A 25,622-nucleotide genomic window follows, 5' to 3' on the forward strand; every position below is an offset into this window, starting at 1 on the left:
CGCCGGCAGACGGTGGAGCATCCGTTTGGGACCATCAAAGCCTGGATGGGCAGTACGCACTTCCTGATGAAGACGCTCGAGAAGGTCAAAACCGAGATGAGCCTGCACGTGCTGGCTTACAACCTGAAGCGGATGATCAGCATTCTGGGTGCCGGGCCCCTGCTGAAGGCTCTGGCGGTCTGAACCCCATCATCCACCGATGCGCGCGATCATGGCTCTCGCAAAACAGCGATCAGCATCCTTGTTCAGCAAGCGCGTTTCCACACGGCCTCGGTCACTTCCGGACCTTAATTTCCGCCGTTAGCACTTGCCCAGTCGGTGCTTTCTCCGATGTGCCACAGCCTGCGAGGCAAGAACTTCAGACCTTGCGGCCTTTCTCCCGCTTGATCCTCTTGGGCATGTCCCAGGACGTGGAACCGAAGGCCGTCCGTCGTGCAGGATCGCGATCAGAGTTTCACGAAACAGGAATCGCGGAGCGTGACGTCCGGCGGGATGGCCGAGGCAAGGACAGCGCCCTGGAGGATCGTCGGCGGTGCACGGGTCGCAACCCGTCCAAGGGGCATCGGGCCTCACCGTAGGTCCAAACGTGGCACCGATAGCTGGAATCGTATTCGACGAAGACACTGGCATCGAATCCTTGAAGACCGGCTTCCCGCGCCGTTTCAACTGCCTCCCTCAAAGCCGCTGCAAAGACCCGTGTCCCGCCGAAGCGCTTGCCATCATACAGGATCCACCAATGCCCCTCTCGGCGGGCAACGACGTAGTCCAATGCGGACTTCCTCCCGCGAGAGGAGCCTGCCGAATCGGCTGCGTCCGTGTCCCATGATGTTCCGGGATGGAACCCGTCTCGCGAGCCATTCATCCGCACCTCCGATCAGCCAAGCGTCATGGCTCGCGGAAAGAACACCCTGCTCCGGCTTGGCTTGCAACCTTGTTGCCGAGTTCGGCGTGCACGGCAGCCCGGCGGGCGAAAGGCCAGAGGACACACAGTCGAGGCTGATCCTTTCGCAGGAATAGTTCGAAGCCGGATGGCCGTAGGTGCCGGAATGTTTGCCACACGACGCGGTGCAGTCCCGGTTGCAAATCCCGTAAGGCTGTTGCGGCCGGGCAAGGCCGTCACCAACCCGATCATGACATCGCCACCAACGGCCAGACCTCAAGGGCGCCGCGATAGATCATCTCGATCGCTACGTAGAGGATGACAGCGAGACCCACATAGGCGATCCAGTGATGTTTCTGGAGCAGTCTGGCAATGAAGCTGGCGGCGACCCCCATCAGGGCAATCGAAAGTCCCAGGCCAAAGACAAGGATGACCGGGTGGTCCTGCGCGGCACCCGCCACGGCGAGAACGTTGTCGAGCGACATGGACACGTCTGCCACCAGGATCTGCCAGGCCGCCTGCCCGAAGGTCTTGCGCGGGGCGTGCTCGGCGATCAGCCCGTCCTGGTCGAGGTCGCGGTCCTCCAGGGCTTCCTCGGCCTCAAGGTCCTTCTCGGCATGGCCGGCCCGCAGCTCGCGCCACATTTTCCAGCACACCCACAGGAGCAGGATGCCACCGGCCAGCAGCAGGCCGACGATCTGGAGAAGCTGGGTGGTGAGCAGAGCGAACACGATGCGCAGGACGGTGGCGGCGATGATGCCGACCAGGATGGCCTTGTTGCGCTGCTCCTTGGGCAGGCCAGCCGCCGCCAGGCCGATCACGACGGCATTGTCGCCAGCCAGCACCAGGTCGATCATGATCACCTGGAGGAAGGCCGATAGGGCCTCGGTCGTCAGAAGTTCGCTCATTCTGCATTCCTCCCGCTACGATCCGCTAAATGCGCCGCGATCGGTCTTTCCCAGTTTCGCGCTGTCTCAAGGGTCATCACGGTCGATGTACCCGGTGGTCTCGAACGCCTTAGACCCAGCGTCGGGTCACTTGGGCCACATCCGTCACGGGCGCAGTTGCACGACCCGGAGGTTGTTGGTCGTCCCTGCGGTCCCGAAGGGCACGCCCGCCACGACGACGATGAACTCAGGTGGCTCGGCCAAGCCTTCGGACAGTGCATGCACCTCGGCCTGTTCCACCATCTCTTCATAGGTGTGGATGTCCTCCGAGCGGACGCTGTGGGCACCCCACAGAAGGCACAGACGCCGCGCCACGTCCTTATCCGGGGTGATCGCCAGGATCGCCACATCCGGGCGGGTCCGGGCGATGCGGCTCGCGGTGGTTCCGCTCGAGGTGTACGCGACGATGCAGGGGGCGTGGATCGCCTGGGCTAGATCGGCCGCCGCGCTGGCCACGGCATGTGGCGGACTTTCCTCGATCTCTGCCCTGAGAGCCGTGACGATGGAGCGGTAGGCCTTGTCCTGCTCGGTCTTGCTGATGATGCGGTCCATCATGGCGACTGCCTCGACCGGATATTGGCCTGCGGCGGACTCGGCCGACAGCATCACGGCATCAGCCCCGTCATAGATCGCCGTCGCCACATCGGAAGCCTCGGCCCGGGTCGGCGTCGGGGCACCGACCATCGAGTCGAGCATCTGGGTTGCGATGATCACGGGTTTCACCGCCAGACGGCAGAGGCGCACCAGTTCCTTCTGACGTCCGGGAACTTCTTCCGGCGGGATCTCGACACCAAGATCGCCGCGGGCGACCATGACCGCGTCGGACAGGCGGACGATGTCCTCGATTTGATCAAGCGCTGAAGGCTTCTCGATCTTGGCCAAAAGGCCCGCCCGCTCGCCGATCAGGCCGCGGGCCTCGATCATGTCGGATGGACGCTGAACGAATGACAAGGCAATCCAGTCGACGCCGAGTTCAAGTCCGAAAGCGAGGTCGGCCCGGTCCTTTGCGGTCAAAGGCGACAGGTCCAGCACCGTGCTTGGTAGGTTGACGCCCTTGCGATTGCTGATTTTGCCAGCCGTCACGACCCTGGCCTCGATGGAGTCGTTGCCGAGTCCCGTCACCCTGACCCGAACCCGGCCATCATCGATGAGCAGGTCCTGCCCCGGGAGGATGGCCTCGAAGATCTCCGGATGGGGAAGAGGGATCGAGGTCCGATCGCCGTCCTTGCCTTCAAGGACGAACCGGATCGTCTCGCCCTCAGACAGGGCCAATGCGCCGTCCCGGAGCGTGCCGATCCTGATCTTCGGACCTTGCAGGTCCTGGAGGATGCCGATGGGTCGGCCGACGTCCTTCTCGAGCGCCCGGATCGCGGCGTGGACAGCGGCATGATCCTGGTGGGTTCCGTGGCTGAAGTTCAGCCGGAATGTGTCAACTCCGGCAAGGAAGAGCTCCCGCAGCTTGTCGGGCGAAGCGCTCGCCGGACCGACGGTCGCGACGATCTTGGCATGACGTTGTCGGCGCATGGTTCAGTCGGCGTGTCTCGCCGCCTCCTCGGTGATAAGTATCGCGCGGAAGTCATTGACGTTGGTGAGGGTCGGACCGGTCACGATGCCGTCGCCAAGTGACTCGAAGAAGCTGTGGCCATCGTTCTCGGCAAGGCTCTTCTTCACACTGATCCCCATTGCCCAGGCACGATCGATGCTGTCCGACGCGAGGTAGGCCCCGGCAATCTCCTCAAGGCCGTCAACGCCGTCAGTATCCCCCGCGAGGGCATGGATTCCGGGGTGCCCGTCGAGGGTCGCGGCGAGCGACAGCAGGAACTCGACATTGCGCCCGCCGCGCCCTTGTCCCCGCACTGTGACGGTGGTCTCGCCGCCGGACAGGAGCACGCACGGTGGGGTGAAGGGCTGACCTCTTCGCGCCGCTTGCAGCGCAATGCCGGCCAGGACCTTGCCGACATCCCGGGCTTCCCCCTCGATGGCATCTCCGAGGATATGGGAGGCAAGACCGTGCTGGGCCGCCACCTTGGCCGCAGCTTCCAGGGCCATCTGGGGCGTGGCGATCATCCGGACGTCCGCTTGCATGAGGCGCTTGTCCCCCGGCTTGATCGTCTCGCCCCGGCCGCTGGTGAGGACTTCCAACACCGCTGGAGCCGGGTCGATCCCGTAACGATCCAGGATCTCCAGTGCATCCGCACAGGTGGTTGGATCCGGCACGGTCGGGCCGGAGGCGATGTTGATCGGGTCGTCACCGGGAACGTCGGAGACCAGGAGCGTCACGACCGTCGCGGGGTGGCACGCCGCCGCCAGCCGCCCGCCCTTGATGGCGGACAGATGTCGGCGGACGCAGTTCATCTCGCCGATGGTCGCGCCGGAGCGCAGCAAGGCCTTGTTCACCTCCTGCTTGTCCTCGAGCGTCAGGCCGTCGATCGGCAGCGGCAGGAGCGCCGACCCGCCGCCCGAGATCAGGCACAGCACCAGATCATCGGGCGAGAGATCAGAGACAAGGCTCATGATCTCCCGGGATGCCTCAAGGCCTGCGGTGTCCGGCACCGGATGGGCCGCCTCTCGGACCTGGATGCGGGACGTCGGCACGGCATGACCGTACCGAGTCACGACAAGCCCCGTGAGATCGCCCGCCCATTGCTGCTCCACCGCCCGCGCCATTGAAGCCGCCGCCTTGCCGGCCCCGATGACGATGGTGCGCCCCTGCGGCGGCTCCGGCAGGTTCGGAGGCACGCAGTGAGCCGGGTCGGCCGCCGCGATGGCGGCCTCGAACAACGATTGCAGGAATGCGCGGGGCTGGGCCATCGGCGTCACCTGTCCTTACGCATTGTCGCCTTGGATAGCCGCGATGACGGCATCGGTGACCTGACGGGTCGTGGCTTGGCCGCCGAGGTCGGGCGTATGCAGCGATGGATCGGCCGTCACGCGCTCGATCGCCCGCATCAGGCGTTCGGCCGCTGGCTTCTCGCCCAGATGCTCCAGCATCATCGTTGCCGTCCAGAAGGTGCCGACGGGATTGGCGATGCCCTTGCCGGTGATATCGAAGGCCGAGCCATGGATCGGCTCGAACATGGACGGGAAATGCCGTTCCGGATTGAGGTTCGCGGTCGGCGCGATGCCGAGCGAACCCGCAAGAGCCGCGGCCAGATCCGACAGGATGTCCGCATGCAGGTTGGTTGCCACGATGGTGTCAAGCGTCTGCGGCTTCAGGGTCATGCGCATGGTCATGGCGTCGACGAGCATCTTGTCCCAGGTGACGTCGGGATAGTCCTGTGCCACCTCGGCGGCGATCTCATCCCACATGACCATGCCATGCCGCTGCGCATTCGACTTGGTCACTACGGTGAGAAGCTTGCGCGGCCGCGAGCTCGCGAGCTCGAATGCAAACCGCATGATGCGGGTGACGCCGGCGCGGGTGAAGATCGTGACCTCGGTCGCAACCTCCTCCGGAAAGCCCCGGTGGGAGCGGCCGCCCTGGCCGGCATACTCGCCCTCGGAGTTCTCGCGCACAATCACCCAGTCGAGATCCTTCGCCTCCACGTTGCGCAACGGGCCCTGGATGCCCGGCAGGATTCGGGTCGGACGCACGTTCGCGTATTGATCAAAGGGCTGGCAGATGGCGAGGCGCAGCCCCCAAAGGGTGATGTGGTCTGGCACGTCGGGCGCGCCGACGGCGCCGAAATAGATGGCATCGAACTTCTTCAGGGTCTCGCGACCATCCTCCGGCATCATGATGCCGTGTTTCTTGTAGTAGTCGGACCCCCAGTCAAAGCTCTCGAAGTCGAGCTTGAAGCCTCCGTCCCGCTCGGCAAGGGCCTGGAGGACCTCAACGCCAGCGGCGATGACTTCCTTGCCGATGCCATCGCCAGGGACCGCTGCGATTTTGTAGCTGTTCATTGTCTCGTCCTCTTCGCTGTGACCGCTGACATGCGGCGGTCAGGATTTGAGTTCGCCTTTGTGCTTCGCCCCCTAGCCGAGGGCGTCGACCACGGCCTTGCCTGCGGTTTCGGTTCCGGCATTGCCGCCGAGATCGCGCGTGCGCAGGGTTCGCTCACTCAGCACGTCCTCGATCGCCTGAACGATGGCCGCGGCCGCTTCGCCCTCGCCGAGATGCTCCAGCATCATGGCCCCGGCCCAGATCTGGCCGATCGGGTTTGCGATCCCCTGCCCTGCAATGTCCGGAGCCGACCCGTGGACCGGCTCGAAGAGAGACGGGAAGTCACTGTTGGGATTGATGTTACCGGACGGCGCAATGCCGATGGTGCCCGTGCAGGCTGGCCCCAGGTCAGAGAGTATGTCGCCGAACAGGTTCGAGGCCACGACCACGTCGAACCAGTCGGGATGGAGCACGAAGTGGGCGGTCAGAATGTCGATGTGGTACTTGTCCCACTTCACGTCCGGGTAGCTCTTGGCCATCTCCTCCACGCGTTCGTCCCAATAGGGCATGGTGATGGAGATGCCGTTCGACTTCGTGGCCGAGGTCAGGTGCTTCTTGGGCCGCTTCTGCGCGAGGTCGAAGGCGAATTGCAGCACGCGATCGACACCAATGCGCGTCATCACGGTTTCCTGGATAACCACCTCGCGCTCGGTGCCCGGGAACATCTTGCCGCCGATGGAGGAGTACTCGCCCTCGGTGTTCTCGCGCACGACCCAGAAGTCGATGTCGCCGGGCTTACGGTTGGCGAGCGGCGTTGGCACGCCAGGCATGAGGCGCACGGGCCGCAGGTTGATGTACTGATCGAACTCGCGCCGGAATTGGAGAAGCGAGCCCCAAAGGGAGATATGATCTGGGATCTTCTCCGGCCAGCCGACCGCGCCGAAGAAGATGGCGTCGTGGGAGCCGATCTGCTCCTTCCAGTCCTCCGGCAGCATGCGCCCGTGCTTGGCATAGTAGTCGTAGGACGAAAAGTCGAAGTGGTCGAGTTGCAGGTCGAAGCCGAACTTCTTGGCAGCGGCTTCCAGGACACGCACGCCTTCAGGCGTCGTTTCCTTGCCAATGCCATCGCCGGGGATGACCGCCAGCCGATACCGCTTCTTATGATCCTGTGCCATGTGAGGTCCTGTTCGTCAGTAAAGCGTGCCTGCAAGGCCGATATGGGATTGCACGGTCGCGGCTGATGCTTGAAATCGCCGCGGCCGCGATCCGTTAAGGGCGCCGACCACGCGGTTGTCAGTTGCTACTGCTGCCCCGTCACGCCTGCGCCCTTGATGATCGGGACCCATTTGTCGATTTCCGAGCTGACGAGTTGGGCGAGAGCCTCGGGCGTCTGGCCAGCCTCGTCCGGGAGCTCGGCACCGAGGTCGAGGAGACGCTTGCGTGTGGTCTCGTCCTTGAGGGCGGCCTTGGCGGCGGCATTCAACTTCGTGACGATGTCCTTGGGTGTGCCCTTCGGGGCGAAGAGCGCGTTCCAGCCCGTCGCCTGAAACTGCGGCAGCCCCTGCTCTGCCGATGTCGGCACATCAGGGACGACCGGAAGGCGGTTCTGGACCGCGACGACCAGTCCGTTGGCCTGCTTGCCCTGGACAGTCGGCACGATAGCGACGGTCTGGTCGCAGACGTAATCGACTTGGCCACCGAGCAATGCATTCAGGGCCGGACCCGAGCCGCGGAATGGCACGTGCTGCGGCTTCACGCCCAGAAGGGATTCCAGGAACAGGCACGTCAGGTGCGAGGTCGAGCCGACACCGCCCGAGCCATAGTTCATCTTGGCAGCGTTAGCCTTCAGGTAGGCGATGAATTCCTTGAAGTCCTTGACCGGCAGATCCTTCTTGGCGACCACAAGCATCGGCGTCGACGCCGAGTTCATGATCGGCTCGAAATCGGTGCGTGGGTCATAGGCCAGCTTAGGATAGAGGCCGACGCTCGCCGCTTGCGTTCCCAGGTTGCCCATCAGGATCGTGTAGCCATCGGGCTCAGCCTTGGCGACCCGGGTGACGCCAACGGTACCACCGGCGCCGGTGACGTTCTCGACCACGAGCTGCTGACCAAGGGTGCGGCCCATGTGATCGGCCATGAAGCGGGCCACCACGTCGGTGGTTCCGCCGGCGGTGAACGGAACCACCAGAGTGATGGGACGCGTCGGATATGTGCCCTGTGCCTGTGCGGCTGTCGCAACGAAGCCGAGAGCCGCGGCGAGAGTGAAGAGAGTTCGTTTCATGTGCATTTCCTTCCCTAGTTGATTGGTGCTGTCGGAATACTGGCGCCGCACACGCGCCACTCGCTACTCAACAAAGACCTCGTCCCGTCCCTTCCGGATCGTCGGAAGGAGTGCGAGGCCGAGGATGACAAGCGCCACCGCGAGCAGACCGGCGCTGATAGGATGATCGAGGAATGTCATCATGTCGCCGCGCGAGATGAGGAGCGCCCGGCGCAGGTTCTCCTCCATCAGCTTGCCGAGCACGAAGCCAAGGAGCATCGGAGCCGGCTCGAAGCCGAACTTGATCAGGGCATAGCCGACGATCCCGAAGAAACCGATGAACATGACGTCGGTCGGCAGCGAGTTGATCGAGTAGATGCCGATGCAGCAGAACATCAGGATCGCCGGGAACATCAGGCGATAAGGTACCTTCAGCAGACGAACCCAGAGGCCCACCAGCGGCAGGTTGATGATGAGCAGCAGCAGGTTGCCGATCCACATGGAAGCGATCATGCCCCAGAACAGGCTCGGGTTCTTGGTCATCACCTGAGGCCCAGGGATGATGCCGTGGATGGTCATGGCGCCGACCATCAGGGCCATCACGGCATTCGGCGGGATGCCAAGCGTCAGCAGCGGAATGAACGAGGTCTGCGCGCCGGCATTGTTGGCGCTCTCAGGACCTGCCACGCCCTCAATGGCGCCGCGGCCGAAGCGACTTGGATCCTTGGCGAGCTTCTTCTCGACCGTATAGGCGGCGAAGGGGCCAAGCACCGCGCCGTTGCCAGGGAGAATGCCGAGTGTTGCTCCGATCAGGGTGCCGCGCAGCACCGGCTTGTAGGATTGCTTGAAGTCGTCCTTGTTCGGCAGCAGGCGGCCGATGGCTTTGTGCACGACGTCCCGGTGCTCGGTGTGGTCGAGATTGCGCATGATCTCGGCAACGCCGAAGATGCCCATGGCGAGCACCGCGAAATCGATGCCGTCGGCCAGGAACGGCAGGCCGAAGGTCATGCGCTCCTCGCCGGTCTCGAGATCCGTGCCGACGGTGGAGAGCAGCACGCCCACGAGGATCATGGCCACAGCTCGGAGGATCGAGCCGCGTGCCAGCACGACGGCGAAGACGAGGCCCATCAGCATCAGCGAGAAATATTCTGCTGGACCGAACACCAGGGCGAGGCCAGTGAGCGGAGCGCCCAGCGCTGCGATGACCAAGGTGGCCACAGTGCCGGCGAAGAACGAGCCGATGGCGGCAATACCCAGCGCCACGCCGGCGCGGCCCTGGCGGGCCATCTGGTGGCCGTCGAGCGCCGTCACCACGGAGGTGGCTTCGCCGGGAATGTTGACGAGGATGGCCGTGGTCGAGCCGCCGTACTGAGCGCCGTAATAGATGCCCGCCAACATGATGAGCGCGCCGGTCGGGTCGAGCCCGAAAGTGATGGGCAGCAGCATGGCAATGGTAGCAATGGGGCCGACGCCAGGCAGCACGCCGATAAGGGTGCCAACAAGGCAGCCCAGGAAGGCGAGGCCCAGGTTCTGAAGCGAGAGGGCGACGCCAAAGCCGAGACTTAGGTTGGAGATAAGGTCACCCATCAGATCCTCCCGCTGTGATCAGTCACATCGACTTGGACCGTCCTCCGCCTGCGGCGGCTGGAAAGGAAGACGATAAGGGCCGCGGCAGCCATAATGATGGCTGTCGCCCGCAGCACCGCCTTCTGCGACCAGTCGGCGGGGAAGAGGCCCGTGAGCGCCTGCGGAAAGACCGGGATCGGCAGGTTGAGCAGATCGCCGAACAGCACCATGCAGAAGGGAGTCAGGCTGAGCGCGAGGATCACGAGGTCCCGCAGGCGCGCCTCGGGAGTGGCAAAGCCGCCGATGATGATGGCCAGCGGACCCGCGAACAGCAGGCCCAGGCCTGGGGTGGTCAAGCCGCCGAAGACAAAGGGGCGGATGGTGATGGCAAAGGCCAGGATGCCACCGATGACGAAGACCGGCCCGCGCAGGCTCCAGCGTTCCAGGGCATCACCGTCCTTCCGAAACGCCGGGATGACCAGGGCCAGGCCACACAGCCCGACGGCGTAAGCCAGCCAGCGCGGCAGGAGAGCGGGACCCATGGCCCCAAGCGTCCCTTGCTCAAGATCACGGGTAAGCCACAACGCCAAGGCGGCTAGAAGCACGAGGGTCGCTCCGGCGACCAAGTTCTGGGGTCCTCGTACAAGGCCAAAGCTCGAGCGGGCTGAGTGACCTCTCTGAAGCCCGGCCGTCGGTGTATTCACCGTCGGATCCATGCGCGTTCCTCCTGAAAATGCCGTTGCTTCTCGTGAGCACCTGGTTCGCTGCGGTGAAAGTCACAGCTTCCATGGAAGTTAGCATGCATTAAGGGATGCCAGGAGAAGATCGACCTGTCAACCTTGCATTCATACTTGCATGGAAGTGATTAGGTATGGCAGAATGAAGCAGGAGGGCACGTGGTGAACAAGCTGCACATGCGGGCGAAGCAGGAGCCCGAAAAGAAACCGTCGCTGGTCGAGGACGCCTACAAGGCGCTCAAGGACGCCATCCGCAACAATGTCTTTCCGCCCGGCTACCAGGGCTCGGAGCAAGAGATTGCCTTGCGCCTCGGCATGAGCCGGACGCCCGTTCACGAAGCCATTATCCGGCTTCAGGAGGATGGCCTGGTCCGCGTGCTCTCAAAGAGAGGCGTTACGGTTTGCCCGCTCGCTCCGGAGGACATCCGCGAGATCTACGAGGTGATTATCGCAATCGAGGCCATGGCGGCCGAGCTGCTTGCCTCCTTGCCTGACGGGGAACGGCACCTCGTGGCCGACGAGCTCGAGGAAGCGACATCAGACATGGAACAGGCCCTCCGCAACGATGACCTCCTCGCGTGGGCTGCCGCGGACGACCTGTTCCACCGGACCTTGGTGGAGCGCTGTCGCAACAGCCGGCTTCGTAGGATCGCCCAGACAGTGACCGACCAAGCCCACCGGGCGCGGATGCTAACGCTCAGACTTCGACCCAAGCCGACCGGCTCGGTTGCCGCCCACAGGGATATCATCGCCGCGATCCGGAAGGGGAAAGCCGCCGAGGCCCACCAACAGGCCCGCCAACACCGCATCGGCGCTCGCGATGAACTCGTTCCACTGATCATGAGCGTCGGCATCAAGCATCTGTGACGCATCCACTCGAAAGGAAGACAGCTCCATGGAGATCCACATTGCAGGGACATTCCCGACGAAGCGAGCTTCGGCCGATGCGTTCACGGGAACCGTTTGGCATGACCCCATCATCGACGCCCCTCCTCCGGCACGCATCCGCGCGAACCGTGTGACCTTCGAGCCTGGTGCCCGAACGGCATGGCACACCCACCCACTTGGACAGACCCTTCACGTGATCCTGGGTGTTGGGCGCGTGCAAACCTGGGGCGGAGTGGTCAGGGAGATCAAGGCTGGCGACACGGTATGGATCCCACCGGGCGAGAAGCACTGGCACGGGGCAGCACCCCAAACCGGCATGGTTCATATTGCCATGCAGGAGGCCCTGGATGGTTCCCATGTCACTTGGCTGGAGCACGTGACGGACGAGCAGTACGGCGTGCAACCTGACGCCTAGGTTGGCTGGGAACGCAGTGAAGGTCGTGGCCTGCCACTGAGCATCGATCATGCCGTCTCCTGACTCTTGCACTGACGCGCCAGAAGCTGCCGTTCCGCTCGCGCACGTTGTCCGCGCAGGAGTATTAGCTCGGCGGCGTGAAGGGATCAGACGTGACCCGGAGGGATTGGTGGTGATGCTCAGCCTCCTCTCGAACTCGGCCCAGATCCTCAGGGCCAGCCCTCACTACGTCCTCAGGTGGCGCTCGTTTGAGAGCAGACCTTGTGCTGACCCCGCCATTCCATGCCGGAGTGGACAGCCGTCGCCGCCCATGTAACGGCTCAGACCCATGTTGTTGTTCATCCTCTCCCTGTGTGGGTTCTCGGGTGCACTCGCGACCCGGCTTCTCGACCCGCTCATCACAACCATCGCGTCGGATTTCGCCACGTCCGTGGGCGTCGTGGCTATCCTGTCCTCGGCGTTTGCGCTGCCCTTCGGTCTGAGCCAGCCGTTTCTCGGCCCGACAGGGGACGCCTTCGGCAAGGCTTTGGTGGTCAAGGTGGCCGTGGCGACCCTGGCCTTGTGCCTGCTCGCTTCCGCCCTGGCACCCGACCTGACCGTGCTGTTCATCACCCGGGTTCTCGGAGGCATAGCAGCGGGTGGGATCATGCCGGTGTGTATGGCGATGATCGGGGACAGCTTCCCGCTTGCTGTCCGGCAGGTGGCGATGAGCCGCTACATTGGAGCGACGTTGATCGGGCAGATCGTCGGGGTCAGCATCGGGGGAATGATTGCTGAATGGATCGGCTGGCGCGGCGTTTTCGGGTGTGCCGCCGTTCTGACCGTGATCGCGGCTGGAGCGGCGATGATGATGTTGCCCAAGCCGAATGGTCAAAGGGCAGCGCCGCCGAGCCTTGCCGAAGCCGTTGACCGCTATCGCATGGTGCTGCGTAACCCTCGATCCTTTGTGTGCTTTTCGATCGTCTTTCTGGAAGGTCTCGCGATCTATGGCATCATGCCCTACATCGGTGAGCTCCTGCGCTCGCGCGGAGCCGGCGGGTTGCGCGAGGCTGGGTTTGTGATCGGCGGCCTTGGGATCGGAGGCCTCTTGTATGCCTTTGTTGTGCCGCTCATCCTGAGGTTTGCGAAGCGGCCTGCGATGATGGTTGCAGGCGGGAGCATTGCCGCCATGGCGCTGGCGACCGTCGGACTGGACGTGAGCTGGGCCACGCAGATGGCCTCAATGGTGGGGCTCGGGTTCGGCTTCTTCCTGCTGCACAATTCGGTGCAGACTGAGGTTACGGAACTGGCGCCCAGCGCGAGGGCATCGGCATTCTCTCTGCACGCCTTCAGCTTCTTCATGGGTCAAGCGATCGGACCTATTGCGTACGGGGCAGCATTGCCGATGTTCGGGGCAGCAGCCAGTAGCGCCGGAGGCGCTGTGATCCTAGCCGTTACGGGCGTGGCAGCCAGCAAGCTCCTCGGATCGCCCCTGGGCCGTTCGGCTTAGGAGGGACCAGGAAGCCAAAGCCTTCCCCGCCCTCAAAGTCAGTGCCACACGCAAGCCCAAAGGTCGCCCGGGCCACCAGACAAATATCTGGCGTTGTTATGGTCGCAATTACATTGCTCCTGCTCGCGGAGCAGTTCTCTCGCTGAAAGTGCAGGTGCTGAACTCAAGGCTCGCCATCGTCCGCAGTGGGTCAAACCAAGAAATTGAGCAGACGGAATGAACGTCTGCTCACCGCGGAAAGGCAGACATCCGAGTTACTTCCGCCTCGTGCCATTTTCCGACATTCCGAGCCCAGAGGCATTTTGAAAGGCGGGGCAGAATAAGGCCACGCCTGCACCCAGTCGAACCAGTTCAGCTCGTCCCGGTATTGGGGCAACGCTAGCGCTGGGCGATCTGCCGTGGCTCGGCATGATCGACGTGGATCACACCATTGTTGCCATAGCTGTTGACACCACTGACCTCTGGGCGCGAGCGCAGGTATGTCACAACGGCCTGCCGGTTCCCCTTGACCTTGAAGTCCACCGCCTGGCAGGCGCCATGCAGCTTATGGCGCACACTGCCGCGGCTGTGGTTACCCGTGTGCAGCTCGGTCGTCGACACCAGCGTCACGGCACCGAAACGTGTTTCGACGTCCCTCAGCACGGTTCGCAAACCAGCCGGCAGGCAGTCCATTGGCACTATGGGTGCTCCAGCAGACACGACCTGAGCAGCAGGTGCCGCTTCCGACATCTGTTTGGCCGGGGCGGCTGTGCTCGCTGTTTGCTCCATGATTGGAAGTGGCGGCGGGTCAACCCACACCCGGCGGGCGCTGGAGGTGTTCGCCGCAACGGCGTTTGGCTTGACGAACTTGCCCGGCTTGGGCGGAAGCACGACGGCAGCCTGCACGGTCTCCCGCTCCGCATGAGCGGGACCGGCTTGGAGAAACAAGGCTGATCCGCTTACCAGAGTGCCCAACACCAGCAAGGCACTGAGAACACGGGCGGCGGTCTCAACCCTGTCCGGCGGATCCGCGGGCCTGAAGTGATTCGCAGGTCGACGTGTGCGGTTGCGCATGGTGAGGGTCCGGATCATCACATCAACTCAGTCGCATTCATGCACGACGCGGGACACGACCTTGCCCCGTGGCGTGCGATGCTTCTGCACCTCCAGGTAGCAGTTCTCAGCCAGCTCAAGGTTCTGTCCATTGTGCAGGCCCTCCTCGCCGTCATGGCTCTCCACAAAAGCGATCTGCATCGGTGCCTCAGGTCTGGCACCTGCCTGAGGCGCTGCAAAAGCTGCATGGCTGATCACGAGGGTGGCTCCAATAGTCAAAACAGCGACGCCTCTCAGGAAGGGAGCGGGGATGCGGATCATGATAGGCTCTCAGGAAGCTGGAGGTGGAGGCCTGCCGCGTGAGCAGGTTGGATATCTTTAACGCGCAATATAATGCCGCGCAACTATACTAACGGGCTATTCAGTGGTACGTTAATGAACATCATTGCTCCAGGAGTACCCCTTGGCCAAATCGCAGCCGCTCGTGCCCGACACCCTCGAAGACACCCTCAAGCTCGACCGACAGCTTTGCTTTGCTGCCTATTCCGTGTCGCAGGCCTTCAACCGCGTGTACAAGCCGGGGCTGGACCAGATCGGCCTCACCTACCCGCAGTACCTTGTGCTGCTGGTGCTGTGGGAGCAGGACGATCAGATGATGAAGCACATCGGCGAGCGGCTTCATCTCGACTCCGGCACGTTGACCCCGCTGCTCAAGCGGCTGGAAGTTGCCGGTATTGTGCGCCGGCAGCGCGATCCGCAGGACGAGCGTCAGGTGCGGATTATTCTCACGCCGAAGGGACACAGCCTCAAAGAGCAAGCCGCCAAGGCGCGGCACAACGTGGTCTGCGCCAGTGGCCGCTCCGCTCAGGAGATCCAGGCGCTCAGGGACGATCTCATCCGCCTGCGCGACAGTCTGAACGGCTTTCTGGAATAGTTGTCTCAGCCGTCTCAGCCCACTGGCGGGACAAAGCTGCAGAACTGGAGCTGCAACTGATCGTTTGACAGATCACCAAGCCGAGTACTTGCGCGCCTCCGGCGCAGCCAGCGAACGGCAACAGGTCTATCGCGTCGGCCTCGTGGACAATAGGCTAATGCGGCCCAGTCGCCTCCCGTTATATCTGCTTTCCTGCTGGATCAACCTAGGATCTGTACAGGCTCACGTCCTTCAAACGCAGCAGCACCTCATTGCAGGTCTTGCGGTCAAGCTGCGCTGGTCGCCTGCGACAGGTTGGCATTGAACGAATGGACCATATACAATTGCGCATCATTCATTTACACGCAAACGAATGGTGAAGAAACTAGGCCTGGACTGCGCAGTAGCGCACGAGTGTAATCACCCCCAAGCCTCTCCGTTGAGACAGGTTTCGCCCTGCACAGCCTGACATTCTGGAGTGACTTTTGAAACGCTTTTACTTTGACCTGTTCGACGGGAGTGACGTCTCACGCGATGAAGTGGGCACAACCTTTGATGATCACAAACAAGCGCAGAACGCCGCTGCCGAAAGCCTGCTCGAGATCATGAGATCGCGAAGGACTAAAGGTGATGCCTCCGAGTTGGTGTTCCTGGTCCGTGACGCCTCTGACATGGCTGCTTTTGCGGTGAGGCTGTCACTGGTAGTGTCAACTTGACGCCTGATCGGCACTGCCGCCGCACGTGCAGCTCCAAGCCAGTCCGAGTCAGCCGACGAAGGCAGTACCACTCGCATCGCGCCAGGAATTGAAAGCGCGATTGTGGACCGCGCGATACGCACTGGCAGAAAGACGGTGACGGCGGAGTTGGAAGTGGTTGTGGATCGGAGAATGGGTGGCGAGAAACTGCCGGGCATGGCGGGCTGACTTGAACCGCCGCATTTAGCGTTCCCGTCGTCGGGTCGGTTGGTGCGACACCTCACAGCGGTTGTTCAAGCATCGGCTCTGGCGATGCTCGACACTTGGCAGGATCTCACGTTTTGCGGCGCTATAGGATCCGAGTTTATCGGTCACGATGACTCTCGGCACGTAGCACAGGCCCTTCACCAGCTTGCGAAAGAAGCGCTTGGCCGCCTTGGTGTTGCGGCGGCTCTGCACCAGCGCATCGAGCGCGTTGCCATGCTGATCAACAGCCCGCCAGAGGTAGTGCAATTTGCCCCGAATGCGGACAAATAACCCATCTAGAAACCATTTGTCACCGCGCTTCGGCCGCTGCCTCTTGAGGCTCTTGGCGTACCTCCGTCCGAAGCGCAGTCTCCACTCATGGATGGTCTCGTAGCTCACCACGATGCCTCGCGCCGCGAGGGTCAACTCTACCTCCCGCAAGCTCAGGCTGAAGCAGTGATACAGCCAGACCGCCTGATTGATGATCTCAGCCGGAAAGCGGAAGCCGCAGTAGGGTTGAATGTCGTGCTCATACCCGGCACCCTGCCACAGGCCCCGAGCTGTTACCAACCTGACAGTACCCTCTGGGCCTTATGGGCCTGCACGCCGGCCATAGGGCTGAAGCCTGAGCCGCCGCAGGCCCAGCAGTAAGTTATTCTTGGTCAGCCTCATTCTGCTGTGAATGTATGTGGCAACAGGCGCTTAAAGGTCGTCCGCAACCTTCGATAACACTCGCAGGAGCTTTGTTCGAGTTTGACGCAGTCGGCTATGGTGATCCCGCCCCTCACCTGTTGGATCACTCCGGCGGCCTGGAGTTTCCCCATGATGGCTGTTACTGTCGAGCGCTGAACGCCGAGACGCTCCGCCAGAACCTCATGGGTAAGTAGCAGCACCGGTTGATCGGTTCTGTGACGGGTGCTCAGAATCAAGCGGCACAGGCGCTGTTCAACACTGTGAACCGCATTGCACGCGACTGATTGGAGAATGCGCGCCTGCATGGCTTCAGCGAAGCGGTTCATCAGCCGTGCGATCAGGGGACGTGCTTGGATTGCCGCTTGGAGCTGATCCATTGATATTCGGGAGCTGGTTCCTGCCATCTGGACAACGTAGTTCCCGAAGGCCTGGCGCGTGACCGATGCCGGAATCAGACCTACCACACCTTCCCGACCGCAGACCGCCATCTCAGCCGCGCTGCCATTCTCCATCACGGAAACCAGTGAAATCACGGCATCATGCGGGAAAAAGGCATGGTGCAGTACTTCACCTGCCTCGCAGATGATCTGCCCTCGTCTCAGGCTGACCATCTCAAGATGAGGTTTAAGGTAGATGAGATCATCCTGCTCCAGGGCGAACAGGAGCCGGTTGGCGTGATGTTGCGCTCGTCTCAGGCGATGTCCCATCTCAGATATAAATTAGTGGTTGAAAGATCTATTTGCTTTACGTTATGATGTCACTTGTCCAACCTTAAGCATTACCTGTGAAGTGAAAGGTGTCTTGGTGTTAGACGAACTAAGATATGGACGTCGGCGAACTGCATCGCCTTACTCGGATAGGCAGCTGTTCTCGCCACTCTCTGAATTCTGTAACTTAGGAACGGCACCTGGTGGGACAGTTGCCGACTGTATAAGCCAGCATCGCGAATAGGCGGGGAGTTCATGCATACGCGAATTGAGATGGGCGATCTCGCCACTCCAGCGGAGCAGTTCGCATTCTGGCGTGAGATCGTTTGTGAGACTTGGTTCGGGCTGTGGGCAGAGCGAACTGGGTCAGGCCCGTTCCAAGCGACGATCGAGCTGCATGGGATCAGTGACGTACAAATGGCCCGAGCCCATCTGCCGGAGCATCGCATGGGCCGCAGCGGGTCTGAGATCGCCCGCCTCTCACAAACGGCGTATTGCCTGCATCACCTGCACGAAGGGGCTGTGCATGGAGTTTATCGAGGAGTGGAGTACGAAGCTGGTCCTGGGGATCTCTTGCTGTTCGACACGGCAGAACAGTGTGACAGCTTCGTGATTTCGCAACCTGTCAAGGCAACGATCCTTCATGTTCCTCGCCATCTCATTGATGAGCAACTCACTGCCCTAAATCGGACCCAGGTTCGTGTGAATGGCCATGATGGAGTGGGAGCTCTGCTCACAGGCTATATGGCCCTACTGTCACAGACGGTCTCCACCTTGCCGTCAGAGGCGATGAGCACGGCGAGTTCGGTCTTGTGTGATCTGGCTGTGGCGGCATTCCGACCAACCGCACCAGTCGATCCCGATCAGAGTGGAATTCGCCACGTACGGCTTACGGCCGCCCGCCAGTTCATCACGAACAATCTGGCCGATCCGGAGCTGAGTATCGGCAAGGTTGCGGCACATCTGAAGGTCTCGCGGCGCTATGTGCAGAAGCTGTTCGAAGGCACCGGGAGCACATTTAGCGAGACGCTCGTGTCGGCGCGATTGGATGCGTGCTACCGCGCTTTAACTGACTCTTGGCAGAGCAGGCGCACCATCGCCGAGATAGCATTTGCCCATGGGTTCAACGATCTCTCCTGGTTCCATCGGTGCTACAAGCAGCGCTGGAGTGAGACACCCGGCGACACCCGAGCACGCACCTGCGGACCTTATTGAGGCATTCAGAACAACAATCCCAAGCCTCTGTGCCAAGCCTGTAGGGTTGCCGCTTGCTATGTTCACAGCAGAGGTCTGACGAAGGATATCCCCGTACGGAAAGTCGGCTCAGGGTCAACCTTTCACCTTCCGATCGCCCAACGAACGTCGGCTCATGCCTGCCGAAGCAGACCAAGCGATTACGTCTCAGGAGTGCCAAAACCAGATGTTCCTGGTTCACAAGTTTAGATTGGTCCAACACTGTCTCAGTCTATGAGATTGGGATGACCAAGCTGGGTGCCACTACGGATCTCGTCGAAAGCCTCTGCCGCTGGGGCTTGCAGCCGCCCCCGGCGCATCAATTCATTCCATGCCAGGGGGTGTTGCGCATCCCGACAGTTGCCCCTAGAAAGAATCCATCTGTAACGGAACGGTTGCCCGAACGGTTGTGCCCCCGCCTTGGCCGCCGACGATCTCGAGCGTCCCGTTGAATTGCCGGATGCGGGCTTCCATGCCGGGAATTCCCACGCCAAGCGAGGAGGCTGCACTTCCATCGTTTGTGGCCCTGACATATCCCTTGCCGTTGTCGGCGACGGCAAGCCGAAGCGTGTTCTCACGCAGACCGAGGGACAAGGAAACACGTGTTGCCGCCGCGTGTCGGTGCACATTGATCAGCGCCTCCTGAGCCACGCGGAGTATAGATCGCTGCACCTCGAAGGGCACGCCATCAACTTCGTCGGAAACGTGTGCCGTTCCATCGACACCTGTTCGCTCGGAAAAGCCATTCACGAGCTGCCGCAGCGAGGCCGCGAGCCCTTCCACCCGCAGGCCGGGCGGATAGAGCAGGAAGGACAGGGTCCGGATCTCCTGCTGTGCCTTGTCGAGCGACAGCCACACCGGTTCGAGGGCCTTCTCCACCTTCGACGGATTTCCGGCAACAGCGCCCACATGCATGAGGGCGAGCCCGGCTGCCGCCAGGTGTTGCGCGGTGGAGTCGTGCAGGTCCGCTGCGATGCGCTGTCGTTCCTCCTCCTGCAGCGACAGCAGGCGTCTGGCGATGTCGCGCACGTCATGCCGGGCCACCACCATCTCGGTGACGTCCTCGTGGGCGACCACGGCATAAGCCCCGCCGTCGTGATCGAACTGCGCCGCCGTCATCTGAAAGTATCGGTCGCCGCAGCGGTAACTCGACCTGAATTCTGGCCTCTCGCCATCCAGCAGGGCTGCAAGCCCTCTGGCCACCACAGCCGCACGGGGATCAGTCGCAGAAGCGGCACGGCAGACCTCAATGTAATTGGTCCCAATGGCATGATCCGGCACGGTCAATCCATTGCCCCTGCCGAATGAACGCCAGGCCTGGTTAACGGCGATAATGTCGCCCCTCCCGTTGAGGATTGCGACATGGGCAGAAATGGCATCGAGGGTGGCCTGAAGCAGGCGTTGGCTTCGCTCGGCGCGTGCCGTTGCCTCGCGGTAGGCGGTGACGTCACGCGCCGTCCCGACCAGCGTCACGATCCGCCCGCTGTCCGGGTCGCGGACGGGTGCAAGGCTCGTCTGCCAGAACCTACGCCCACTCGGCAGGTCAAGAACCTCGTCGTAAAGCGCAGGTTCGCCGGTATCCAGGCAGGCGCGGTAGCGGCTCGTCACTGCGGCGGCGGAGGGTGGCAGGCACTGCTCAGGCTCCTTTCCGACAATGTCTCCGAAGCTCAGGCCCGTCGCCCGCTCGTGCGCCGGGTTGAGACCCTCGAAGACGAACCGGCCATCCGACGTCACCGTGACCACGAAGAGGCTTTCGGGTGTGTCGTTCCAGAGGCTGTCATAGCGTGCCTCCGCGAGACGGAGCCTTCGCGCCGTCAAGGCGGCCGAGGTCTCGACAGGTCCGACCTGACGCGCGACCAACAGGCCGGCGAGGCTACCCGCGAATAGGACCACAAGACCGATCATGCCGGCCTTGCGCCGCGCCTCCGTGATCGGGGCATCGAACAGGGAAATCGGGACGGACGTGGCGGCCACGAAGTCCGTCTGGGCGGACCGATAATAGGCGAAGAAGGATCTCGAGGCGGCATCGTAGCCCGTGCCGCTGGCCGGAGCCCGAAGATCCCTCGAGCGTTCGCGAAGCTCAGCAGGCATGCCCTGGGCGACCGCAGCCGGCTGATCACCACTGGTTGCGGCTGGAGCCTGATTGCGGTCGAACACCGTCGTCGTCCAGCCGTCCGGCAGGAGGGTTTCCCGGAGGATCGCGGCAAGCCGGGATTCGGGAAGGTTGACCGTGAGGAAGCCCTTCATCCGGCCGTCGGCACCATCGACGCGCACCGCCACGACAATCACATGGGTTTCTGCGGTCGGCGAGTACGTGCGGCTGGAAACGCTGGTGCGCCTGTCCCGGATCCGGTTCCAGCCGGCCTCGAAGCCTGCCCATTCGGAACGGCGGGGCAGCGAACTCCCCAGGGGACGCATGGTGTTGAGAACCTGGCCGTCGGCGTCCCACAGGATGAACCAGGAACCCTCTGGTCTTGGGGTGGCGACAAGTTGGTCGTAGAATGCCCGGTAGTCCCCGCTGACGAGAGCGGGTGCCTTGGAAAGTCCCATGAGGAGAAAGCTTGCTGATGCCACCTCGCGGTCGAACGAGGTGGCACTGGCGAGGGCGGCCGCCTTCGCCTGGTGCTCAAGATCATGGCGCCTCTCATCCGCCTCCTCGTAGACGAGGGCTGCACCGAGCACAAAGCAGATCAGGATGGCCGTGGCCGTGATCGCGGCCGCGCGCCACCGCAAACCGACAGGCGGAAACCTGGGCCTCCGGAACGGCAAGGTCGGGGCGACGCTGGTCATGTGGCGATACCTTTCGAACGCAGTGGATCAAGGCATTTCCCGGCGCCTATCCCGCTCTCCTTTGGCACGTCTCCTGCTGGGGGGGTACGCCAGTGGATGCGAATTACAGCAGAGTTGCGGCTCAGCGTGAACCCTGAACGCAGCGTCCGTTTTCCCCGGCGTGGGTATGGAGGTTTGACTTCGGTTTCGCAGGGCATGCCCCAATAGCCGAAAGCTTCGGGATTGCGGAGAATGGCATTCGGCAACCTGCCTGCGAGGTCCAAAAAGGGAGGGGTGGCATGGGATGGACAGTCGTTCCAGGGAACGTGAACCGCCTCACCACCCTGGATGTGCTGGCGGAGGCATCGTCTGATCTCGACCATGCCCGTTGGCGCTGCGCCCAGGCATGGAATGTCCTCATGGATAGTGGCTGGTGCCAACTTCGCTGCCGGGATTATTCGGGGAACAGGCTCTATGACCCGGATCGGCTAAAGTCAGCTCCGGGTCATCCCAGGAAATTGCAGTCGCCTTGGGAAGGTCTGCTGCGCCACGCTTGAGCGGACGTTCGACGTACTTCCGCCTCGTGCCAACAACGGACGTTCGAATTGCAGGCATGTGTGCCGGGTCACCCCTTGCCGCGGGCGACAGGGAGACCCGGCACACGCGGACGCGCGAGAACGGCCTAATGCGGTTCGAGTGCAGCGGATGCGCTAGAGCCGGCAAAGCCCACGGTCTAATCTTCGATGATCCCGGAAATCAGCTCATTGCGGGTCGGGTGACGATCGGGAACCAGAACTCGAACGGCGTGACCATCGAGAGAAGCTCAGTCAGGGCCTCCGTTCTGCCAGTCGCGGTGACGCCTCCGCTCTTCATCGCTTCCTCTGGCTTGCCGCCCATGAGGACTGCGTTAAGTGCCGCACCAGGGCCTTTGAGCGTCAGATCGGGATCTGATACGGGCGTCGCTCTCGAATTGATGACCCTGTTCTTCAGGACGAGCGAGTGCTTTTCGCTGCTGCCATCGACCTCGAAGTTAATCTTGATCTCCTTGCCGGCTGCCTTCTCACTGTCGAGGGCAATGCCGACGTAGTCGAAGGCCATCTCGAGAGGAATGTTCTTGATCAAGTCAGGCGAGGTGCCGAGAGCCAGAGGGATGTCGGGGACGCCCTCGCGCAACTCTCGGGCGCCAACCGTATAGAAGTTCCGCCATGTCGCAGCTTCCGACTGATAGGCGAGTTGCTCGAAGGCGTCGGCTTGGAGGTTGCGCGCCTCCTTGTTGTCGGGCTGGGCATAGACGAGATGCTCCAGGCGCTGAGCCACCCAGCGATACTCCCCCGCTGCATAGGCCTCTCGCGCCTTGGCCAGGATGGCAGTCGAGCCGCCCATCATCTCCACGTATTTCGGTGCGGCTTGCACGGGCGGCAGCGGGTTCAGCTCGGCTGGGTTGGCACTGAAATAGCCGAGATAGAAGTTGTAGACGGCCCGGGCATCGTGGCTGACAGTTCCGTAATAGCCGCGTGTCGCCCAGTTGCCCGCCAACTCCGGCGGCAACTCCACCATGGTGCCGATCTCCGGCATGGTATAGCCGGAATTGGCCAGGTGCAGGGAGCGGTCGTGGATGAACTTGAAGGCATCCCGGTAGTTCTCGATGTGCTCGTTGATCGCGGCATTGCCCCAGACCGGCCATTGGTGTGGGGCATAGATAACCTCGACGTCATCACCCCACATATCCAGCGTCGTGTTCAGGTACTTGACCCATTTGGAAATGTCGCGGGTCTTGGCGCCACGCAGGGTGTAGAAGTTATGAAGGGTGTGAGTAGCATTCTCGGCCGTGCACAGGGCCTTGAGAGCCGGAGTATAGAAGTGCATCTCGCTCGGAGCCTCGCTGCCGGGCGCCATGAGGAACTCGAACTCCAGGCCATCAATGGTCATCTTCTGGCCCGTCTGCGTCACCCAATCGGTGGGAACGATCAGACTCGGAGGTGCGTCCGGTCCCACGATGCCCAAGCCTGAACCAAGGGTCTGATCGGGGCCGGGCCCCTTGGGAAGGACGATGCCGTATTGATAGGTTGACCGGCGGATCATGGCGTTGCCGGCGTAAAGGTTCTCGCTGACAGCCTCTTCGGTGAATCCTGCGGGCGCGATGACCTTGACCTTGCCGGCGGCCACGTCCTCCGCCGTGGTTATGCCGCCGATGCCGCCGAAGTGATCGATGTGGCTATGAGTCAGGATGACAGCAACCACGGGCTTCCTGGGGCGGTGCTGGTAGTACAGATCGAGGCCAGCCTTTGCGGCCGTGGTCGCGGTTGTGCAGTCAATGATGATCAGGCCGGTGTCGCCCTCCATGATGGTCAGGTTTGCAACATCAATGCTGCGCACCTGATAGAGACGATCGACGACTTTGAAGAGGCCCGAGAGGCCATCGAGCTGCGACACGCGCCACAGGCTCGGGTTCCAGGAGTCAGGGGCGGGAGCATCGAGCGGCAGGGCGAACTTCTTGGCATCGAAGACGACCTTGCCCTGATCGTCCTTGAGGACCCCGTCGGGCAGGCCCGCGATGAAGCCGCGTTGAGCCAGCTCAAAGTCTGTGCGATCGTTGAAGGGCAGCGAGTTGAGCACCTTCTTGTTGGCGGCCAAGGTATGAGAAGTCGGCGGCTTCACCCCGGCTGTCTGAGCCAATGCGGCGCTGACCGATGGGATTAGGTTGGCATCCACGGTCATCCCGCCGAAGGCAACGACCGCAGAGCCAGTGAGGAAATCACGCCGTTTCATTGCTTCATCCTTGAGTTGAGAGGATCGGTAGAACTGGTTGGGGAATGACCTATCTCGGGAAGCATCAATACTTCGCCGTCACAGGGCGAGCCGGCTCGGAAGCAGACTGCCCGCCCAGGCGGGTGGCATCCGCCGCTGAGCTCACCGGAATACGCGTAGAAGTCATTGCTGAAGTAGAACCCGGGCGGCGGGACGATCCCTGATCAGGGCCGTGCCAACCCGGGATGAAGAGGCTGCCGCCCTCCTCGGTCGCCTGTGCCACCCCCGCCAGGAAACCGACGGAGACGCCGAGCACGAGGATCCATGCCAAGTGGGGCCGACGCATGGGAAACCTCGCAAGCTTATCCGGGTACAGCAGCATGAACCATTGCTCACGCTAGGTAAACTCGTACCTGCCACTACCATCTAGTGTTGCGTGGGAATGACTGCTGTGGGTCATCCAGCGACGATCGCCGGCTGTCAGGAACGTCCGCTGACCCTGCGCAACCAGACGTTCGGCTTACTTCGGCTCCGTGCCAAAAGCAGCCCTTTAGCTTTTCTTGCATGGCCTACCGCGAAGACAGACACATCCTGGAGCTCTCCTTTCAGCCGACCTTCGTCGGTCTGTTTTGCTTTCCTACCATCTTCGCCTTGGTGCAGATCGCGAGAGGCATTTTCTTCGGGGTCATCTATTCCGGCGGACGAAGTGGGAGAGACTTGGTATTCCAGTGGGGTGACCCGAGATCGATGGAAACCTTGGTCTGGCACATCGTGATAGCCTTGTTCGTGCCAGTGGGTATCCTGATCGGCCTGTGGTCCACGCGGTGGGACAAGCACGGTGGCTAGACAGCCCCTTGAGGATCGGCATCAGGCTCCGCCATGATGAACTTCAAGATCATCTGCTTTGCCATCACTGGCGCCCTGCTGGGCTCCGTCGTGGGGGTTGTATCAAGCTTTCTGTTCATGCTCATCTTTGGCCAGCTCGTCGGCAGGCTGTTGGGCATCGGCTCCGAATTCGCGTGGTACGGATTTCTTATTGGTCCCCTGTTCGCGATCATTGGTTTCCTCATCGGCGGGTACTACGGGGCTTGGGTCGCGGTGTGGACGAAGGGATATTCCCTTCGAGAGTATGCTCGAAGAATTTGGGACTTCTTGAGCAATGAGTAGCCCACGAGGGAAGAGTGCTGGCTGGAAGATCAAAAAGGGGGGTCTATGAGTTCCGCTGATGAAGCTGAAGCGATCCGTAAGCGCAGGCGGACTGCCGTCGTCTTGCTGGCTGGAACGGTCTTCATCGTCGGACTCTTCGCCTATTATGGCGCCGTGACTTACCAAGCCCGTGACTATGATGGCTTCATCCGGTTCTCGAAGTTCACGATCCCGGTCTAGTCCCGCTCACAGTACTTACTTGGGTTTTGGAGCTGCGATCTACCCGCTCAGGCCGTCGGTAGTCGTCCGTGAAGAATCCCGATCTCGTTGAGACGATTGGGATATCAGGCGCATCACCGCCTTCGATTTTGCAGG

General features: G+C 62.1%; 24 protein-coding genes and 1 pseudogene. 10 read left to right on the forward strand and 15 right to left on the reverse strand.

Annotated elements, in window-relative coordinates; all coding sequences use genetic code 11:
- Positions 1-183, forward strand: a 183-nt coding sequence (locus JKL45_RS25410) for a transposase (protein WP_201864591.1), incomplete at its 5' end; no start/stop codon positions are given.
- Positions 184-1,128: 945 nt separating this feature from the next.
- On the opposite strand, the gene JKL45_RS25415 is transcribed toward JKL45_RS25410, so the two are convergent.
- The 8 genes from JKL45_RS25415 to JKL45_RS25450 form a co-directional block, all read right to left on the reverse strand.
- Positions 1,129-1,788, reverse strand: a complete 660-nt coding sequence (locus JKL45_RS25415) for a TerC family protein (RefSeq protein WP_201864592.1) — start codon at positions 1,786-1,788, stop codon at positions 1,129-1,131.
- A 144-nt stretch (positions 1,789-1,932) separates the two neighbouring features.
- Entirely contained in the window at positions 1,933-3,351 is a 1,419-nt protein-coding gene (gene pyk / locus JKL45_RS25420) for a pyruvate kinase (protein ID WP_201864593.1), read from the reverse strand.
- 3 nt (positions 3,352-3,354) lie between these two features.
- A complete protein-coding gene (locus tag JKL45_RS25425; RefSeq protein ID WP_201864594.1) occupies positions 3,355-4,638 on the reverse strand; it encodes a glycerate kinase type-2 family protein in 1,284 nt (427 codons plus the stop codon).
- A gap of 15 nt (positions 4,639-4,653) precedes the next feature.
- Positions 4,654-5,730: a tartrate dehydrogenase gene (locus JKL45_RS25430; protein WP_201864595.1), complete on the reverse strand. Its 1,077-nt coding sequence runs from the start codon at positions 5,728-5,730 to the stop codon at positions 4,654-4,656.
- Between the two features lie 72 nt (positions 5,731-5,802).
- Positions 5,803-6,885 carry a tartrate dehydrogenase gene (locus JKL45_RS25435; RefSeq protein WP_201864596.1) on the reverse strand — a complete coding sequence of 361 codons (1,083 nt, stop codon included), beginning with the start codon at positions 6,883-6,885 and terminating at the stop codon, positions 5,803-5,805.
- 125 nt (positions 6,886-7,010) lie between these two features.
- Positions 7,011-7,991: a tripartite tricarboxylate transporter substrate-binding protein gene (locus JKL45_RS25440; protein ID WP_312897035.1), complete on the reverse strand. Its 981-nt coding sequence runs from the start codon at positions 7,989-7,991 to the stop codon at positions 7,011-7,013.
- A 63-nt stretch (positions 7,992-8,054) separates the two neighbouring features.
- Positions 8,055-9,557, reverse strand: a complete 1,503-nt coding sequence (locus JKL45_RS25445; protein WP_201864597.1) for a tripartite tricarboxylate transporter permease — start codon at positions 9,555-9,557, stop codon at positions 8,055-8,057.
- Complete coding sequence (locus JKL45_RS25450; RefSeq protein WP_201864598.1) at positions 9,557-10,252, reverse strand: tripartite tricarboxylate transporter TctB family protein; 696 nt, start codon at positions 10,250-10,252, stop codon at positions 9,557-9,559. The genes JKL45_RS25445 and JKL45_RS25450 overlap by 1 nt, the downstream gene beginning before the upstream one ends.
- Positions 10,253-10,450: 198 nt before the next feature.
- Here JKL45_RS25450 and JKL45_RS25455 point away from each other — a divergent pair, with 198 nt between their 5' ends.
- From JKL45_RS25455 to JKL45_RS25465, 3 genes are all read left to right on the forward strand, one after another.
- A complete protein-coding gene (locus JKL45_RS25455; RefSeq protein ID WP_201864612.1) occupies positions 10,451-11,140 on the forward strand; it encodes a GntR family transcriptional regulator in 690 nt (229 codons plus the stop codon).
- A 28-nt stretch (positions 11,141-11,168) separates the two neighbouring features.
- Positions 11,169-11,576 (forward strand): (R)-mandelonitrile lyase, encoded by a 408-nt coding sequence (locus JKL45_RS25460; RefSeq protein WP_201864599.1) that lies wholly within the window; start codon positions 11,169-11,171, stop codon positions 11,574-11,576.
- Between the two features lie 328 nt (positions 11,577-11,904).
- Positions 11,905-13,065 (forward strand): MFS transporter, encoded by a 1,161-nt coding sequence (locus JKL45_RS25465; protein WP_201864600.1) that lies wholly within the window; start codon positions 11,905-11,907, stop codon positions 13,063-13,065.
- Between the two features lie 378 nt (positions 13,066-13,443).
- Here JKL45_RS25465 and JKL45_RS25470 read toward each other — a convergent pair whose 3' ends face one another.
- A complete protein-coding gene (locus tag JKL45_RS25470; RefSeq protein ID WP_201864601.1) occupies positions 13,444-14,136 on the reverse strand; it encodes a hypothetical protein in 693 nt (230 codons plus the stop codon).
- Positions 14,137-14,145: 9 nt separating this feature from the next.
- Entirely contained in the window at positions 14,146-14,418 is a 273-nt protein-coding gene (locus JKL45_RS25475; RefSeq protein ID WP_201864602.1) for a hypothetical protein, read from the reverse strand.
- 142 nt (positions 14,419-14,560) lie between these two features.
- Between JKL45_RS25475 and JKL45_RS25480 the strand changes: the two genes are divergently transcribed.
- Entirely contained in the window at positions 14,561-15,031 is a 471-nt protein-coding gene (locus JKL45_RS25480) for a MarR family winged helix-turn-helix transcriptional regulator (protein ID WP_210345894.1), read from the forward strand.
- 464 nt (positions 15,032-15,495) lie between these two features.
- Positions 15,496-15,726 (forward strand): DUF6894 family protein, encoded by a 231-nt coding sequence (locus JKL45_RS25485; protein WP_201864603.1) that lies wholly within the window; start codon positions 15,496-15,498, stop codon positions 15,724-15,726.
- A 48-nt stretch (positions 15,727-15,774) separates the two neighbouring features.
- Here the strand turns inward: JKL45_RS25485 and JKL45_RS25490 are convergent.
- A pseudogene (locus tag JKL45_RS25490) lies at positions 15,775-16,473 on the reverse strand (IS6 family transposase).
- A 146-nt stretch (positions 16,474-16,619) separates the two neighbouring features.
- Complete coding sequence (locus JKL45_RS25495) at positions 16,620-17,351, reverse strand: Crp/Fnr family transcriptional regulator (protein WP_246498941.1); 732 nt, start codon at positions 17,349-17,351, stop codon at positions 16,620-16,622.
- Positions 17,352-17,624: 273 nt separating this feature from the next.
- Here JKL45_RS25495 and JKL45_RS25500 point away from each other — a divergent pair, with 273 nt between their 5' ends.
- Entirely contained in the window at positions 17,625-18,566 is a 942-nt protein-coding gene (locus tag JKL45_RS25500) for a helix-turn-helix domain-containing protein (RefSeq protein ID WP_201864604.1), read from the forward strand.
- A gap of 384 nt (positions 18,567-18,950) precedes the next feature.
- On the opposite strand, the gene JKL45_RS25505 is transcribed toward JKL45_RS25500, so the two are convergent.
- From JKL45_RS25505 to JKL45_RS25515, 3 genes are all read right to left on the reverse strand, one after another.
- Complete coding sequence (locus tag JKL45_RS25505) at positions 18,951-21,374, reverse strand: PAS domain-containing protein (protein WP_201864605.1); 2,424 nt, start codon at positions 21,372-21,374, stop codon at positions 18,951-18,953.
- A gap of 735 nt (positions 21,375-22,109) precedes the next feature.
- The gene (locus JKL45_RS25510) at positions 22,110-24,122 is read right to left on the reverse strand and encodes an alkyl/aryl-sulfatase (protein ID WP_201864606.1); all 2,013 of its coding nucleotides are present in this window, start codon (positions 24,120-24,122) and stop codon (positions 22,110-22,112) included.
- Between the two features lie 64 nt (positions 24,123-24,186).
- A complete protein-coding gene (locus JKL45_RS25515) occupies positions 24,187-24,447 on the reverse strand; it encodes a hypothetical protein (protein WP_201864607.1) in 261 nt (86 codons plus the stop codon).
- Between the two features lie 218 nt (positions 24,448-24,665).
- Between JKL45_RS25515 and JKL45_RS25520 the strand changes: the two genes are divergently transcribed.
- Genes JKL45_RS25520 through JKL45_RS25530 form a run of 3 tightly spaced genes read left to right on the forward strand, consistent with a single transcriptional unit; the run spans position 24,666 to position 25,487 of the window.
- The gene (locus JKL45_RS25520; protein ID WP_201864608.1) at positions 24,666-24,947 is read left to right on the forward strand and encodes a hypothetical protein; all 282 of its coding nucleotides are present in this window, start codon (positions 24,666-24,668) and stop codon (positions 24,945-24,947) included.
- A 33-nt stretch (positions 24,948-24,980) separates the two neighbouring features.
- Positions 24,981-25,268, forward strand: a complete 288-nt coding sequence (locus tag JKL45_RS25525; RefSeq protein ID WP_201864609.1) for an ABC transporter permease family protein — start codon at positions 24,981-24,983, stop codon at positions 25,266-25,268.
- A 45-nt stretch (positions 25,269-25,313) separates the two neighbouring features.
- Positions 25,314-25,487 (forward strand): hypothetical protein, encoded by a 174-nt coding sequence (locus JKL45_RS25530; protein WP_201864610.1) that lies wholly within the window; start codon positions 25,314-25,316, stop codon positions 25,485-25,487.
- Positions 25,488-25,622 lie beyond the last annotated feature (135 nt).

The sequence above is a fragment of the Microvirga soli genome, from assembly GCF_016734765.1.
Classification (GTDB): Bacteria; Pseudomonadota; Alphaproteobacteria; order Rhizobiales; family Beijerinckiaceae; genus Microvirga; species Microvirga soli.

Coding starts and splice junctions, on each gene's coding strand:
- pyk (WP_201864593.1), bottom strand. CDS start 3,351: ATGCGCCGACAACGTCATGCCAAGATCGTCGCGACCGTCGGTCCGGCG.
- JKL45_RS25430 (WP_201864595.1), bottom strand. CDS start 5,730: ATGAACAGCTACAAAATCGCAGCGGTCCCTGGCGATGGCATCGGCAAG.
- JKL45_RS25505 (WP_201864605.1), bottom strand. CDS start 21,374: ATGACCAGCGTCGCCCCGACCTTGCCGTTCCGGAGGCCCAGGTTTCCG.
- JKL45_RS25440 (WP_312897035.1), bottom strand. CDS start 7,991: ATGAAACGAACTCTCTTCACTCTCGCCGCGGCTCTCGGCTTCGTTGCG.
- JKL45_RS25510 (WP_201864606.1), bottom strand. CDS start 24,122: ATGAAACGGCGTGATTTCCTCACTGGCTCTGCGGTCGTTGCCTTCGGC.
- JKL45_RS25525 (WP_201864609.1), top strand. CDS start 24,981: ATGATGAACTTCAAGATCATCTGCTTTGCCATCACTGGCGCCCTGCTG.
- JKL45_RS25495 (WP_246498941.1), bottom strand. CDS start 17,351: ATGGGACATCGCCTGAGACGAGCGCAACATCACGCCAACCGGCTCCTG.
- JKL45_RS25475 (WP_201864602.1), bottom strand. CDS start 14,418: ATGATCCGCATCCCCGCTCCCTTCCTGAGAGGCGTCGCTGTTTTGACT.
- JKL45_RS25425 (WP_201864594.1), bottom strand. CDS start 4,638: ATGGCCCAGCCCCGCGCATTCCTGCAATCGTTGTTCGAGGCCGCCATC.
- JKL45_RS25530 (WP_201864610.1), top strand. CDS start 25,314: ATGAGTTCCGCTGATGAAGCTGAAGCGATCCGTAAGCGCAGGCGGACT.
- JKL45_RS25465 (WP_201864600.1), top strand. CDS start 11,905: ATGTTGTTGTTCATCCTCTCCCTGTGTGGGTTCTCGGGTGCACTCGCG.
- JKL45_RS25470 (WP_201864601.1), bottom strand. CDS start 14,136: ATGATCCGGACCCTCACCATGCGCAACCGCACACGTCGACCTGCGAAT.
- JKL45_RS25450 (WP_201864598.1), bottom strand. CDS start 10,252: ATGGATCCGACGGTGAATACACCGACGGCCGGGCTTCAGAGAGGTCAC.
- JKL45_RS25445 (WP_201864597.1), bottom strand. CDS start 9,557: ATGGGTGACCTTATCTCCAACCTAAGTCTCGGCTTTGGCGTCGCCCTC.
- JKL45_RS25460 (WP_201864599.1), top strand. CDS start 11,169: ATGGAGATCCACATTGCAGGGACATTCCCGACGAAGCGAGCTTCGGCC.
- JKL45_RS25435 (WP_201864596.1), bottom strand. CDS start 6,885: ATGGCACAGGATCATAAGAAGCGGTATCGGCTGGCGGTCATCCCCGGC.
- JKL45_RS25455 (WP_201864612.1), top strand. CDS start 10,451: ATGCGGGCGAAGCAGGAGCCCGAAAAGAAACCGTCGCTGGTCGAGGAC.
- JKL45_RS25500 (WP_201864604.1), top strand. CDS start 17,625: ATGGGCGATCTCGCCACTCCAGCGGAGCAGTTCGCATTCTGGCGTGAG.
- JKL45_RS25415 (WP_201864592.1), bottom strand. CDS start 1,788: ATGAGCGAACTTCTGACGACCGAGGCCCTATCGGCCTTCCTCCAGGTG.
- JKL45_RS25515 (WP_201864607.1), bottom strand. CDS start 24,447: ATGCGTCGGCCCCACTTGGCATGGATCCTCGTGCTCGGCGTCTCCGTC.
- JKL45_RS25520 (WP_201864608.1), top strand. CDS start 24,666: ATGGCCTACCGCGAAGACAGACACATCCTGGAGCTCTCCTTTCAGCCG.